At 66.9% G+C, this 13,865-nt stretch carries 14 protein-coding genes; 9 read left to right on the top strand and 5 right to left on the bottom strand.

The features are described 5' to 3' along the window. The 5 genes from WDZ97_RS07905 to WDZ97_RS07885 all read left to right on the top strand — a co-directional run bounded on the left by WDZ97_RS07905 (position 1) and on the right by WDZ97_RS07885 (position 5,031). Positions 1-435 (top strand): PRC-barrel domain-containing protein, encoded by a 435-nt coding sequence (locus WDZ97_RS07905; RefSeq protein ID WP_304003005.1) that lies wholly within the window; start codon positions 1-3, stop codon positions 433-435. A gap of 88 nt (positions 436-523) precedes the next feature. Continuing rightward, positions 524-3,253 (top strand): ATP-binding cassette domain-containing protein, encoded by a 2,730-nt coding sequence (locus WDZ97_RS07900; RefSeq protein WP_425763007.1) that lies wholly within the window; start codon positions 524-526, stop codon positions 3,251-3,253. Beyond that, on the top strand, positions 3,234-3,761 hold the full coding sequence (locus WDZ97_RS07895) for a hypothetical protein (protein WP_304003002.1): 528 nt from the start codon (positions 3,234-3,236) through the stop codon (positions 3,759-3,761). Before WDZ97_RS07900 ends, WDZ97_RS07895 begins: the two co-directional genes overlap by 20 nt. 1 nt (position 3,762) lies before the next feature. After that, positions 3,763-4,257 (top strand): MgtC/SapB family protein, encoded by a 495-nt coding sequence (locus WDZ97_RS07890; RefSeq protein ID WP_425762382.1) that lies wholly within the window; start codon positions 3,763-3,765, stop codon positions 4,255-4,257. Between the two features lie 186 nt (positions 4,258-4,443). Next, a complete protein-coding gene (locus tag WDZ97_RS07885; protein WP_425762381.1) occupies positions 4,444-5,031 on the top strand; it encodes a DUF4142 domain-containing protein in 588 nt (195 codons plus the stop codon). Between the two features lie 188 nt (positions 5,032-5,219). Here the strand turns inward: WDZ97_RS07885 and WDZ97_RS07880 are convergent, their stop codons facing one another. Further along, entirely contained in the window at positions 5,220-6,107 is an 888-nt protein-coding gene (locus WDZ97_RS07880; RefSeq protein WP_304002997.1) for an aldo/keto reductase, read from the bottom strand. A 298-nt stretch (positions 6,108-6,405) separates the two neighbouring features. On the opposite strand from WDZ97_RS07880, the gene WDZ97_RS07875 reads away from it, so the two are divergent. Then, positions 6,406-6,780: a hypothetical protein gene (locus WDZ97_RS07875; RefSeq protein WP_425762380.1), complete on the top strand. Its 375-nt coding sequence runs from the start codon at positions 6,406-6,408 to the stop codon at positions 6,778-6,780. 417 nt (positions 6,781-7,197) lie between these two features. Here WDZ97_RS07875 and WDZ97_RS07870 read toward each other — a convergent pair whose 3' ends face one another. Genes WDZ97_RS07870 through WDZ97_RS07855 form a run of 4 tightly spaced genes read right to left on the bottom strand, consistent with a single transcriptional unit; the run spans position 7,198 to position 10,000 of the window. Further along, positions 7,198-7,713: a hypothetical protein gene (locus tag WDZ97_RS07870; RefSeq protein WP_425762379.1), complete on the bottom strand. Its 516-nt coding sequence runs from the start codon at positions 7,711-7,713 to the stop codon at positions 7,198-7,200. 36 nt (positions 7,714-7,749) lie between these two features. After that, on the bottom strand, positions 7,750-8,208 hold the full coding sequence (locus tag WDZ97_RS07865) for a DUF2269 family protein (RefSeq protein ID WP_425762378.1): 459 nt from the start codon (positions 8,206-8,208) through the stop codon (positions 7,750-7,752). Beyond that, positions 8,190-9,509 carry an SDR family oxidoreductase gene (locus tag WDZ97_RS07860; protein WP_425762377.1) on the bottom strand — a complete coding sequence of 440 codons (1,320 nt, stop codon included), beginning with the start codon at positions 9,507-9,509 and terminating at the stop codon, positions 8,190-8,192. Before WDZ97_RS07860 ends, WDZ97_RS07865 begins: the two co-directional genes overlap by 19 nt. Next, positions 9,506-10,000, bottom strand: a complete 495-nt coding sequence (locus tag WDZ97_RS07855) for a DUF421 domain-containing protein (protein WP_304002986.1) — start codon at positions 9,998-10,000, stop codon at positions 9,506-9,508. Before WDZ97_RS07855 ends, WDZ97_RS07860 begins: the two co-directional genes overlap by 4 nt. Positions 10,001-10,755: 755 nt before the next feature. Between WDZ97_RS07855 and WDZ97_RS07850 the strand changes: the two genes are divergently transcribed. From WDZ97_RS07850 to WDZ97_RS07840, 3 genes are all read left to right on the top strand, one after another. Beyond that, on the top strand, positions 10,756-11,829 hold the full coding sequence (locus WDZ97_RS07850) for a sensor histidine kinase (protein ID WP_304002983.1): 1,074 nt from the start codon (positions 10,756-10,758) through the stop codon (positions 11,827-11,829). Further along, positions 11,804-13,252, top strand: a complete 1,449-nt coding sequence (locus tag WDZ97_RS07845; RefSeq protein ID WP_425762376.1) for a sigma-54-dependent transcriptional regulator — start codon at positions 11,804-11,806, stop codon at positions 13,250-13,252. The genes WDZ97_RS07850 and WDZ97_RS07845 overlap by 26 nt, the downstream gene beginning before the upstream one ends. Positions 13,253-13,405: 153 nt before the next feature. Next, positions 13,406-13,864: a Crp/Fnr family transcriptional regulator gene (locus WDZ97_RS07840; protein ID WP_425762375.1), complete on the top strand. Its 459-nt coding sequence runs from the start codon at positions 13,406-13,408 to the stop codon at positions 13,862-13,864. Position 13,865: the final 1 nt, after the last annotated feature.

Raw genomic sequence — 13,865 nt, 5'->3', positions numbered from 1 at the left:
ATGCTTACATCCCAATCCCTTACCGAGTCGGGCGCCAAGATCGTCGGTACGCCGAGCGACATCCCCGACGGTCCCGGCCCTGAAGTCATGGCGTCGAGCACGCTCGAGGACGATGACGTCGTCAATCTTGCCGGCGAAGACCTCGGCAAGATCAAGGAGATCATGATCGACGTCCCGCGCGGCCGGGTGGCCTACGCGGTGCTGTCGTCCGGCGGCTTCCTCGGCATCGGCGATCGCCTGTTCGCCATCCCGTGGGGCGCGCTGAAGCTCGACGTCGAGCGCAAGTGCTTCATCCTCGACGTCGACGCGGAGCGCTTGAAGAACGCGCCGGGCTTCGACAAGGACCACTGGCCGTCGATGGCCGATCCGGTGTGGGCGAGCGAGGTGCATACCTACTATCGCCAGCGCAACTACTGGGATCCCCTTGACGAGTGAGCGGCCCCGGGCCGGTGCCGCCTTCGCGGTACCGGCCCGATCGGGCGCAGCCGTCGGCGACGGTCACGGACCGTCGCCGACGTTGTTCGTGCTCCGCCTGCTCGGTGCGGCCGTATGGCGGCACCGACGGCGCACGCTGGGCGCATTCTTACTGGTACTGCTGGCCAAGGCGGCAGCCGTGCTGGTACCGCTGTCGCTGAAGGGCATCGTTGACCAGCTCAGCCAGGTCCCGGCACCCGCCGCGCTGTCGGTCGCGCTGGTGGTCGGCTACGCCATCCTGCGCTTTCTCGGTTCCTTCTTCAGCGAGCTGCGCGACGTGCTGTTCGCGCGTGTCACGCAGCTCACCGCATCAGGCTTCCTGCTGCGCGTGTTCGCGCACCTGCACCGTCTGGGCACCCGCTTCCACGCGCGCAGCCGTATGGGCGGGCTGGCGCGCGACGTCGAGCGCGGCTCGGCCGGCGTCGGCTTTCTGCTCGGTATCGGCCTGTTCACCATCGTGCCCACCCTGGTCGAGATCGTCGCCGTGATGGCGATCATGAGCGCCCACTACAGCCAGGTCTTCACCCTCATCATCCTGTCGACCTTCATCGCCTACGCGTCGTTCACCGTCGTGTTCACTGAACGGCGCGCCATCTTCCAGCGTGCCCTGAACGAACTCGATTCGAGCGCCAACGGCACGCTGGTCGACAGCCTCGTCAATCAGGAAACGGTCAAGCACTACGCCAACGAAGGCTTCGAGGTGCGTCGTTTCGGCGGCATCCTCGACCAGTGGGTCGAGGTCGGCGTGCAGAACCAGAAGGCGCTGTCGCTGCTGCACATCGGCCAGAGCGCGCTGATCGCGGTCGGTGTCGCGAGTGTCATGCTGATCGCGGCGCGCCATGTGTTCGCGGGAACGATGTCGGTCGGCGACCTCATCCTGGTGAACGCCTACATCATCCAGATCTGCCTGCCGCTCAACTCGCTCGGTTTCGTGTTCCGCCAGGCGCGCGACGCCGTGGTCAACGCCGAGCGCATGCTGCGACTGCTCGATCAGAAGCCGGAGATCGAGGATTCGCCGGTGGCACCCGACGTGAAATTGAGCGGTGGCGCGGTGAAGTTCGAGCACGTGAGTTTCGGCTACGAAGCGAGCCGGCAGGTGCTGTGGGATGTGTCCTTCACGATACCGGCCGGCGGCACCGTCGCCGTCGTCGGCGGCAGCGGTTCCGGCAAGTCCACGCTGGCACGGCTGCTGTTCCGCTTCTACGACGTCGATGCCGGGCGCATCACCATCGACGACATCGACATCCGTGCGATGCCGCTGGCGTCGCTGCGAGCGGCGCTCGGCATCGTGCCGCAGGACACGCTGCTGTTCAACGACAGCATCGCCTACAACATCGGCTACGGTCGCCCGGGCGCCACCTTCGACGAGATCGTGGAGGCGGCTCGAGCGGCACACGTGCACGACTTCATCGCCGGCCTGCCCGAGGGCTACGACACCCTGGTCGGCGAGCGCGGCGTCAAGCTGTCTGGCGGCGAGCGGCAGCGCATCGCGATCGCTCGCGCAATGCTGAAGAATCCGCCCATCATGGTGTTCGACGAAGCGACCTCGGCACTCGATACCCGCGCCGAGCGCTCGATCCAGGAAGAGCTGGACCGGCTGGCGCGTACGCGCACGACGCTCATCATCGCGCACCGGCTATCCACCGTCGTCGACGCCGACGAGATCCTGGTGCTCGAACATGGACGCATCGTCGAGCGCGGCACCCATGATCATCTGCTGTCGCTGCAGGGACTTTACGCACAGCTGTGGTCGCTGCAGCGGCAGCAGCAGCAGGTCGAGAGCACGGAGCGTGATCTTGCCCTGCAGTCGATCAATCTCACCGCGCTGCTGGCGGGCGTGGTGGACGGCCTGCGCGCGGAGATCGATGCCAGCCAGGCCGGTTCCTTCAGCACCATCACCGCGGACGCGCTGCGGGTTACCGGCAATCCCGGCCGGTTGCAGCAGGCGATGTGGTCGCTTGCCGCGCACGCGGTGGCGAGCAGCCCGCGCGGCGGCCGGATCGAGTCGCGCATCGAGCAGATCGGCGAGCGCGCACGCGTGAGCTTCATCCACGCAGGCCTGCCGCTTCCGAACACCGGCGCGCCTGCCGGCCTGCTCGATGCACATCGTCTGGCCGCCGTTCTCGAACAGCACGGCGGCCGTTACGACACCGCGGAGGCCGGCCCGGGGCTGATCGACGAGTACATCGAGTTGCCCTTGCGCGGTGCGGCCGACGTCCCGCGCATCCTTGATGCGCCGTCGGCGCCCAGGCTGCCGGCGCCTCTGCCGGCGATCAGCGGCGCGCGCGTACTGGTGATCGATGACAGCAGCGACGGCCGGCAGCAGATCGAATCGGCGCTGCGGGCGCAGGGCGTGCTGACGCTCGGGCATGCGTCGGGTGCGGCCGCGCTGGAGGAGCTGTCGCGGCTCCCGCGCGACCGCTGGCCCGATCTGCTGATCTGCGACATCGCGCTGGGCGAGGAGGACGGGCACGAGGTACTGAGGCAGCTGCGGCGCTTCGAGGCGGAACAGGGCTTCACGCTCGAACAGCGGCTGCCGGCGATCGCGCTCAGCGGCTACGACACCGCCGACTACCGGATGCGCGCGCTGCTGGCCGGCTTCCAGATGCAGCTGAGGAAGCCCGCCTCGACCGAACAGCTGGTCGGCGCGGTGGCCAGCCTGCTTGCCTATACAGCGACCGCGTCCGACCGGGCCTGGCTCGGTGACCTTGCCGCACATGCCGAAGGCGCCGGCGGCACTTTCGTGAAAGGAGATATCGATGACGCATCCGCACGATGAAGCGGCCCGCGGTGGTGGCGTCTACGTGGGGCGCGCCGCGGCACGCGAAGCGGTGGCGCTGGTCGCACCGATGATGGAAGGTGCGCTCGGCCGGCAGGACGTCGTCGGCAGCGGATTTCTCTACGTGGTGGTCATGGACCCGGCGTGCGAAGCTGGCGCTGCGAGCTTCGAGGAGGCCGTGCTGTACGAGCAGGGCTTCGGCGACCGCACTCAGTGGGACGCCGATTACGCCGCCTTCGCGCGGGCCAAGGCAAGGTTGAGCTGGCTCACCGGACGGGACGGGCGAACGGTGCAGGCGCTGCTGCCGCACCTGCTGCGCGACGGCGACACGGCGCTCAGCGGTGGCGTCTGCCTGGACGGCATCGTGGTCGGCGTGAGCGGTGCCTTCCCCGAGTTCGACGAGCTGTTCGCCGGCGCGGTGGCTCTTGCGCTGCGCGCACTGGCGCGCCAGGCGCGGCAGGCGGACAAAGCGACGACGCTGCGCGCGTCGGCCGAACGGACCCGCTGACATGGACGGTCCGGCCGATTTCGCCCTCGCGCAACTGGTCGACGGACTAGGGGACCCGCAGCAGGCGGTGCGCGCGCTGCTGCGCGTACTGGTCGCCCTGTGCTGCGGGGCGTGTATAGGCTATCAGCGCGAGCAGGTCGGCAAGGCGGCCGGTCTGCGCACCCACATCATCGTCGCCGGCGGTGCGGCGGTGGCGGTGGCTGCGGCGTTCGAGTCCGGCATGGAGGATGACGCGCTTTCGCGTGTCATCCAGGGCCTGCTGACCGGCGTCGGCTTTCTGGGCGCCGGCGCCATCCTCAAGCTGCGCGAGGTTCCCGACGTGCGTGGTCTGACCACCGCGGCAGGCATCTGGATGACCTGCGCGATCGGTGTCGCGGCGGGGCTCGGGCGCTTCGCCATCGCCATTCTCGCGACGGCGGCGACCTGGTATGTGCTCAACAGCCTTCAAGCGTGGGAGCGCCGCAACGGAGAGGAGGAGGCGGACAGGGCGCCTTGACGCCCGCTCGCCGGCCGGGGCCGGGAATGCTGCTTGCAGGATGCGGCAGGTGCCGTCGGCTGGCGGCGCGGGGGGCCGCGCGCTTCTGCAGAAACAGCGATGTGCCGGTGTCCGGACGGGACGGAGCGGGTTCATCTGCGGCGAGCCCCTCTCCTTTTCCACGACTGTGCTGACCGGGAGACGCCCATGGGAGCGAAAACCATCATCGCCTGCCTGTTGCTGGCGCTCGCGACCGTGCTGGTCGCGAAGGATGTGCGCGACCCCGTTGGAACCATTACCGATGCGCCCGCCGCTGCGCGACCCGGCAACGCCGGCTCCGGCAAGCCGCTGTCGCGGATCGACAGCGGCTTCCTGATCGACGCCGCGCGCAGCGGCCGCGCCGAGATCGAGGCGGCCGAACTGGCGGAGCGTGTATCCAGCCACGCCGACGTGAAACGCTTCGCCCGCCGCATGATCGAGGAACACGGCAAGGCCGCTGACGATCTGGCGGCACTGGCGAAACTGAAGGGCGTCGAACTGCCGGAGACGCCTTCGGTCGCGCAGCGCACGGAGCTGACGGCGCTGAAGGCGCTGAGTGGACACGTATTCGACAAGACCTACGCGTCTCGCCTGGGCGTGCGCGCGCACGAGAAGACGCTTGCGACATTCCGCACGGCGGTCAATCGGGCGCGCGATCCGGACGTGAAGGAATTTGCCACGCGTCAGCTGCCGATGCTGCAGCGCCATCTGGAAGAGGCGCAGGCGCTGCGGGCGGCGGTGGGCCGCGACCGCTGACCGCGCGATCGGGCGTCACCCACGCCAGGACACGTGCCGCCGCCGCCCTTCGTTGCAGTGATGGTCGAGCGTGCCCTCGCAGGCGCGCCCCAATGCCTTACCCGGATCGCACAACGGATCCTGCATACCGGATGGCATCCGTCCGCTGAGGTGACCTCCCCCTGTGCGATGGCCGCGGCCGGTGAGGTTCAGGCGGCCGCGGCCGATGTTTCCCAGACATACCGGCCGAGCCGGCCCAGTTCCGAGAAGTCGGCGTCGGTCAGGCGCAGGGCGGCAGCGGCGACGTTTTCCTCCAGGTGCTTCTGTCGTCCGGTGCCCGGTATCGGCAGCATGCAGGGACTGCTCTTCAGCACCCAGGCGAGCGCAACCTGGGCCGGCGTCGCGCCGAGTCGGCGTGCCAGTTCGTCGAGGAAGGCCCCCGGTGCCGCCAGTTCGCCGGCCGCGAGCGGGAACCAGGGAATGAAGGCAATGCCCTGTGCGGCGCAGAAATCGACCACCTCCTCGTGTTGCCGCGACACCAGGTTGTAGAGGTTCTGTACGCTCACCACCTCGAAGTGCTGCCGGGCGGCGCCGATGTCCTCGACGCCGACTTCGCTCAGTCCGACATGGCGGATCAGCCCCTCCCGCTGCATCTGCGCGATCGCGTCGAACTGTTCGTCGCGCGGCACCTTCGGATCGATGCGGTGCAGCTGCCACAGGTCGATCCGGTCGACGCGCAGCCGCCGCAGACTCATCAGCACCGCGTGGCGCAGGTACTCCGGCCGTCCCAGCGGTGCCCACCTGTCGGGCCCGTGCCGCACCAGACCGCCCTTGGTCGCGACCAGCAGGCCGTCGTACGGATGCAGCGCTTCGCAGATCAGCGTTTCGCTGAACTCGGGACCGTAGCTGTCAGCTGTGTCGATGAAGTTCACGCCCAGCTCGGGCAGGCGGCGCAGTGTGCGCAACGCTTCTTCGCGGTCGCGCGGCGGACCCCATACGCCGTCGCCAACGATGCGCATTGCGCCGAAGCCGAGGCGGCGGACTTCGATGTCGCCAAGGGTGCAGCTGCCGGCCAGTGCGGCGTCGGGTGTTCTCATGGGCGGGCTCTCCGGGACGGTGACCGACGGCCGGCGATTCCGTGCCCTCGTCATTCGCAGACAGTGGCAAATCGTGTGCCCGTCGCCAGGCGGGGCCGCGCGCGGGCCAAGCGGTGAGACCGTCAGGGCAGCCGGCCGTGACGCGTGTAGCGCTTACCGTCCGGATGAAATTCCTGCACGCGAGGCGCGCTGCGCCCACGTCGGCAAGCGGTGTTTCCAAGGCACAGCGCTTGCGTGGAAGGGGCTGTTCCCGTTTGACGGGTACCGCACGATTTTTCCAACAGACCAGGAGGTAGACATGAACAGCAGAACGCTAGTTGTTGCGCTCGCCATTGCGGCGGGAAGCCCGGTGGCCTTCGCCGCCGAAGTCCGCGGTGCACCGGTCGAGCAGCAGCCGGGCAGTTCCCGTTCGGGTGTGCAGTCCGATCAGGGCACGACCGGCAACGAAATCAACCGGCGTCCGACGCCGGTCTCGCCGGCCGCGCCCGGCGATCCCGCTTACCAGTCGCCCGATGACATGAATACGGGCAGCGGCGAGTGCGCGCCCGGCGATACGTCGCAGCGGTGCAGAGACGCCAGCGGACAGCAGGATGGTGGCGTGACCAACCGACCGCAGCCGGTGGCGCCGGCCGCACCGGCCGATCCGCGGTACAAGAATGACAGTCGGCGCTGACGCCGCACGGTGCCGGGCGGGCGCCGCAATCGACACCCGCCCGGTCGGGGACGCATCACCCGCTTGATGCAGCTGCCGTTCGCGGCGCGGAAGGTTTCGCAGGCCGTGTGGGCTGCCGGAACACGCAAGCGCGGCCGTGATGACGAACGAGGGATCGATCACGCCGTAGTCGCAAGGACCGCGGGCAATCAAGAGAGACACGCCGGCGGCCCAGACTTCGACCACTGCGCCCACGAGTTCATGGGCAGCATGTCGCTCTGTTCCATCAATGGCGCGTCGTCGTATGGACGAAGCCGGCGCCGCAGATCGCCGTGCTCGTGACTTGGCTGCTCATGTCCGTCGGCGCCGTCAGCACTGGGTCGGCCATCGTTTCCTGGTGTACGTCGTGCCGCCCCTGTCGGGCCGGAGCTTGCGACTTCATCCTTTCGGTTCTCGGCCGGAGGTCGGGCGCGTTCCACGGATCGGCCGGGGCGGCGACGACAGCAGCCAGGCGCCCACGGCGATGCCGACGCCGAAAGCCAGGTACACACCGGCCAGCGCGGGCCGCGAGAGCCGCTGCTCGAAGCCGGGTTGCAGCCGGTACGGCGTCAGCCTGTAATCGACGAAGCAGGCGAGCGCGCTGGTGGTCAAACCGCCTGCCATCGCAGCCCGCGCATCGGCCGCGCCGTGGGGGGGACGGACGGCGGCGTGGCCGGTGGCCCAGAACGTCGACGCCAGGTGATGGATCAGGTAGCCGGTGCCGGTGTAGCGCAGCGAGGGCGCGTTCCTGTGGAAGGCGCGGTCCTTCCACAGCCAGTGGCTGATCGCGTTGATGGCGGCGTAGGGGCTGCCGGTCTGTCGGCGGCTCGCTGCACACAGCAGCAAAGCCGACAGCACGCTGGAGAGCGCGCCGCCGATCAGACCTTCCAGTGCAACGCGTTGCATCTTCGTCATGGCGAATGTCCTGGCTGCGCCCGCGGGACCGGGCGTTCAAAAGGGCTTGGCCACCATCAGATAGGTGATGGCGATGAAGGCGAGCAGCGCGGGTACGCCGAGCGCCACCCACCAGCGGAAGCACTTCCAGTACCCGGACGGCAACGCCATGGACGACGCGGTGGCGGAGAGGTCGCGCATCCGGATCTGCAGCCGGACCACCGGCAGCCAGCAGGCGATCGCCAGCGCATACAGCGCGATGGACCCGGCGAGCCAGCCGGTGTCGAGCGGAATGCCGGCGCGGCGCGCCAGCAGTAGGCCGGTGACCGGCTGCACGATGGCCGTGGTCGCAGTGAACACGAAATCGGCCACCACGACCAGCCGGCTGACGACAACGACCGGCGCCACGTCACGGTTCAGCGTCGTGAAGAACAGATAGAAGGCCGAGCCGACGCCGGTTCCGAACAGGAAGATGGCCGACAGCACATGCAGGAATTTCAGTGTGGAGTAGTCCATGACGCGGGCCGGCGCGGCGCTGGCGTGTCGATGAAAAGGAGCAGCAGCAGACTTGCGAGCAGCGGGACATTCTTCGACAGCGGACCGAAAGGGTGCAGCCAGAACTCCGGCAGCGCGACGGTGATGACGACGCTGTAGAAAACGATCAGCGCAATCTGCGTCGCCCAAAGCGAACGGCGCATCGCCAGCGGGAGCGCCAGCGTAAGCACGCCGAGTGCGAGGTCGGACGCCGCTGCACCATACAGCAGCACGTATGCGAACAGGCCTTCTGCCCCGACGCGCGCGAGCAGCGCGAGACTGGCCGTGATCGGATACAGACCCAGTGATACGACGCCCGTCCATATCCAGAGTGCTGCAATCGACAGTCGCAGCAGGAGCAGCAGCCAGTGGAGCAGCGCAAGCGTGCGATCGGCCGTTCGCTCGGCTGGTCTGACGAAGTGTTCGACAGGGCGGGGAGGACGCCCGAGCAGCGCGATGAGGGGTGCCGGGTCGGCCACGTTTCCGCGTTCGAGCATCGGAAGCGCATCGGCGCCGACCGGAAAGCCGGTCAAGCGCGCGCCCAGTGCGACGACTGGCCGCTCCAGCCACATCGGCAGGGCAGCCACCATGGCGGGGCGGCGAAAGCCCAGGTCGTGACGCAGTTGGGCAAGCAGCCCGGCGAAGGTGACTGCATGTGGCCCGACCAGGGCCACCCGCCGGCAACCGCCGGTGTCCGCTTCCGCGGCGAGCACCACCGCGTCGGCGACGTCGTCCAGATGGACGGGCTGGACCTGCTGGCGTCCGCCGCCCGGCAGCATGAGGAAAGGCAGCGCCGCCAGTCGACGGAACAACGCCGCGCTGTCGCCCGCCTGCCCGTAGACGAGCGATGGATAAAGGATGTGCGAGGCGACGGGCAGCGCGGCGAGATGCGCGTCGGCTGCGCGTTTGCTCAGATGGAAGGCGCTGACTGCCTGATCGTCCGCCCCCAGCGCTGAAAGCTGGACCACGCGTCGCACGCGTGCCCGTGCGCTGGCCTCGAACAGGGCCTTGGGCGCGCGTTCGTGCACGATGGAAAACGTCTGTCCGTCGCGCTCCTCGAAGAGGCCGGCGCAGTTGATCACGACGTCGATGCCGTCGAGATGCCGTTGCCACGCCTCGTGCGTCAGCGCCTCCTTCAGATCGAGCTGCACGAACTCGACACCCTCGGCGCCGGCGTGGCCGCCTTCACGTGAGGTGCAGCGGAGCCGGTGCCCGCGCGCGATCAGCCGCGCCATCACGGCGGCGCCGATGAACCCGCTGCTGCCGATCAGCAGGACGTTCACAGCGGCGGTTCCGTTTTGAGCGCCTCCTGCGGGCGGCGCTTCTGCACGCTGATGCTGCCGTCAGCCTCGAGGAAGGCGAAGCGCATCTCGTCCACGTCGCAGTCGGCCTCGCGCAGTGCCTGATGCATGTCATTGCGCGAAACGTGATGGCGTTCGAGCACCGAGTAGTAGATCTTGCCGTTGCGACCGATCAGGATCGCTTCGCCCATGAGAAGCGCTTCGACCCGCGTGCTGCGCGCGGACAGCGTCGCAACGACGAGGTTGAGCACACACAGCAGCGCACAGATCAGCAGCCCGCCGATCAGTGAATCGTCGCCGCCATTGAGCGCGTTGCTGGCGCCCTCGCTGAGCAGCATGACGACCAGCAGATCGAAGGGCGTGAACTGGCCGATCGTGTGCTTGCCCGACAGGCGGATCAGCGCGAGCAGGCCGATGTAGATCGCCACCGTGCGAAACACGAGTTCCCAGACATCGACGTCAAGGTCGAACATGTGCGCCCCTGGATCAGAGTTGTCCGGGACTCCGTATCAAGCGGCGTGCCTTGAGGGCGGTGGGTGGCGGCGCAGCGGCGGGGGACCGCGAACGGGCTCGGATGGCGCTCGTTCCAGGACGGCCGTCAGTCCGGGGCAGTAGACGGTGGATGCCGTGCTGATCGGTGCCCGTTTCCGGCAGCGCAGGGAACAATCGACGACAGTTGCAGGCAAGCCTGCGTGGCAGGCATTCGCGCGGGTGGCTGACCGTGGTTGCCACAGTCGCGTGACGGGAAGGTGACCCGAGACAGGATTCGCGCTCACTCTGTACCGAACGATCGGTCTGGGTTATAACCCGAGTCATCAGGGACGCGTAATACGAGTCTGACAGATCGGTTCAGATCTTGCTTTTACGTGTTTCAGGCCTTTGCGCAGACTGCGCAGCCCGACCGCACCGCGAGGTGTTCTCGCATCTCACGGCAATCGGGACGACAAGCCGATTCATTCGATCCGGGCCACTTTCCGTGGTCTGGTACGAATGTCTGGACAAGGAGGAAACGATGATTCAAAGAGCTGACGTCCTCGCAGTCGCCTTCGACTCAGTCGCATCACGATCCGACGATCCGGCGGGCCCGCCCGCGCTCATGACGTCCTGTCCACGCAGGCACTGAGCCCTCATTCCCGCCACCAGGGCGGGCCGACCGCACGGCACATACGACCCCCGGCCTGAGTCGGGGATCGACTGCTGCCGTCGATGCCACGCGCAAACGGTTCCAATGATGAAGATGCCGATGGATAACGCCCGGATGGATCTGTGTCACGCGGAGTTGCTGCATGCTTTCCCGTGGCCGACGATCATGCTTGACCCGGAAGGATGTGTTGTGGCGCTGAGCCGCCCGCTTCCGGGTCTGGAAATCACCGTCATTTCGGGCGATCAGCACCTTCGCGACCTGCTCCCTGCGTACTGGGATGCGGTGTGCGAGGCCGGGCCCGGCCCTTGCGAACGCTTTCGCGACGTAGCCCGCGCGATCGACGGACGCTGGCTGCACGAGCGTGTGTGGATGAGCGCAGTGCGCGATGGAATGCTGCTGTTCATCGAGGATCGCAGCGAACAGATGACGACCTCGCAGGCGGAACTGCAACGTGACCGGCTGGCGTCACTGGGTTTCATGGTGGCGGGCGTGTGCCACGAGATTAGCAACCCGCTGACGGCCGTGCAGTCAATGATGCAGATGCTGCTGGCGCGCGCCGATGTGAGTGCCGAGGCGCTGCAGAAAGGGTTGCGGATCGTCTCGGACAATGTGCGCCGCGTGATGGACATCTCGCGGCGCATGGTCGATTTCTCGCGCGTGGGCGACGAGCCGCGGGTGCCGTTCGAGATCGACGCCTCCATCATCGAAGCCATCGTGCTGCTCCGCCAGGGACTGTGCAAGGAAACCGTGTCGGTGGAACACTTTCCGGAGCTTGGCGCGCTGGTGCTCGGCAACGCAGGTCAGTTGCAGGAAGTGATCTACAACATCCTGATCAATGCAGCCCATGCCGTCGGTGACGCGGGGCGGATTTTCGTCACCACCGCGATGACAGCAGACCGGCGCGTGCTGGTCCGCATTTCGGACACCGGTCCCGGAATCCCGGAAGAGGTGCTGCCGCGCATTTTCGAGCCCTTCTTCACGACGCGGTCCTCGGGACAGGGCACCGGTCTCGGACTGGCCATCGCCTACGAATTCGTGCGCGAGCACGGCGGCGAACTGCGCGCCTACAACAATCCCAATGGCGGTGCGACGTTCGAGATCGACCTGCCTGCTCATTCAGCGAGGACACAGCATGAGCGCCAAAGCGAACAAGCATGATCTGATGCGCCCGGAACGGATACTGGTCATCGAGGACGACCCCGGCATCGCTGTCTGCGTGGAAATGCTGCTCAGCAGCCGTGGCTACGCCTGCGCGGTGTTCAACGACGGTGCCTCCGGACTGGCCCATCTCGCCGCCGAACAAGTGGATCTGCTGATCACCGACCTGCGCCTGCCCGACACATCGGGACTCGATATCCTGGCTGCCAGCAAGGCTGAAAGACGGGACCTGCCGGTCATCCTGATGACCAGCTATTCGTCGCTGGAAAACGCGATCGACGCGCTGCGAAAGGGTGCGGTCGACTATCTGATCAAGCCTTTCGACAACGACGAATTCCTGTTCGCGGTCGAGCGTGTGCTCGCCGAACAGCGAACGCGCCGCGAAAACCGATCGCTCAGGCGCAGTCTGCGTCGTGCCTATGGCGAGCGCACCATCATCGGCGAAAGCGATGGCGTCAAGCGCATGCTGGCGATGATTTCCCGTGTTGCATCGACCGACACCAACGTGCTGATCCAGGGTGAGAGCGGCACCGGCAAGGAACTGGTCGCCCAGGCCATACACTTCGGTGGCGAGCGGGCGGAGCGGCCCTTCGTCGCGATCAACTGTGGCGCGATTCCGTCCGATCTGATCGAGTCCGAGCTGTTCGGCCACGTGAAGGGGGCCTTCACCGGTGCGGTCAGCACGAGCGAGGGTCTGATACGCGAGGCGAGCGGCGGCACGCTGTTCCTGGACGAAATATCCGAACTGCCGTTGAACGTGCAGGTAAAGCTGCTGCGCGTCATACAGGAGCGTCAGGTCAGACCGGTCGGCGCCACGCAGACCTATCACACCGACACCCGCTTCGTCGCTGCGACCAACCGCGATCTGCGCGCGGAAACAGAGAGCAACACCTTCCGGGCCGACCTCTTTTACCGTCTGAACGTGATCACGATCCAGGTGCCGCCCTTGCGGGAGCGGGGCGAGGATATCGAGCTTCTTGCACGCCATTTCCTCGAGCGCCACTGCAAGCGGCTGGGCATGCGAATCCGCGGCATGTCCGACGAGTTCGTCGCCTTTCTTCGCGAGTACCCCTGGCCAGGCAACATCCGCGAACTGGAAAACGTGATGGAGCGGGCCATCATCATGGCCGAAGGCGACACCTTGTCACTGGACGAACAGTTCGACACGCTGCCACAGGCCACGCCGGCGCGGCCGAGCACGTCGTCCGGGGCGGATGAGGCGAGTGAGGCGCTGGGGCTCATGTCGATCGAGGATTACATCCGCCACAGCATTCTTCGTTACCAGGACAGCTACTGCGACCGCGATCTCGCCGCCTTGCTCGGCATCGGACGCAAGGCGCTGTGGATGCGCCGGCGCCGCTGGGGGCTGATGAAGGACAGGGGGCGCGCGGAAGACCTGCAACTTGACCCTCAGGTGTCGTGAGCGCGGGGCCGCGTGTTTCGTTTTGAACCTCATCCGTGTTTCTCCTGGAAACACGCGATGCATTTCGACGTTCGAGAACGTGTCCTGAGGGCTGTCCGCACATGGTATGGATAGTGCATAGCACTGTACGGACAGGTTGAATGAGAGGTTGGCATGACCGGGGTAACGAGTCCGCTGCATACGCCTTTCAGTGTTCTCAGGCAGGCGTCGTTCTTTGCCGGGCTGAGTGATGCGCAGCTGCACGCCATCACGCTCATCTCTCGCCCCGAGGACTGGGCGCAGCACAGCCGTATCTACAACATTGGCGACCCGGTGAAGTCGCTCTACGTGCTGCTCGACGGAAAGGTCCGGTTCGCCATTGGCGTCGGTGGCCGGAACACCTCGGCGGGTGATGTGCTGGAGCGCGGACAGGTGTTCGGCTGGGCAGCTCTGGTACCGGAGGCGCAGGGGCGTATCGCGACCGCCTCCTGCGTGACCGACTGTCGCGTACTTGCGATAGATGGCGCGCGCCTTCTGGCGCTGATGGATGCGGACCACACGATGGGCTACCGCGTCATGAAACAACTCAATCTCCTGATCACGGGCACTTTCACTTCGTTCGCCGCAGGCTGAG

The sequence above is a fragment of the Methyloversatilis sp. MC4-4 genome (assembly GCF_049843555.1).
Classification (GTDB): Bacteria; Pseudomonadota; Gammaproteobacteria; order Burkholderiales; family Rhodocyclaceae; genus Methyloversatilis; species Methyloversatilis discipulorum_B.
The sequence above is the reverse complement of the archived record's forward strand: the minus strand, read 5'-3'. Positions and strand labels throughout refer to the sequence as shown.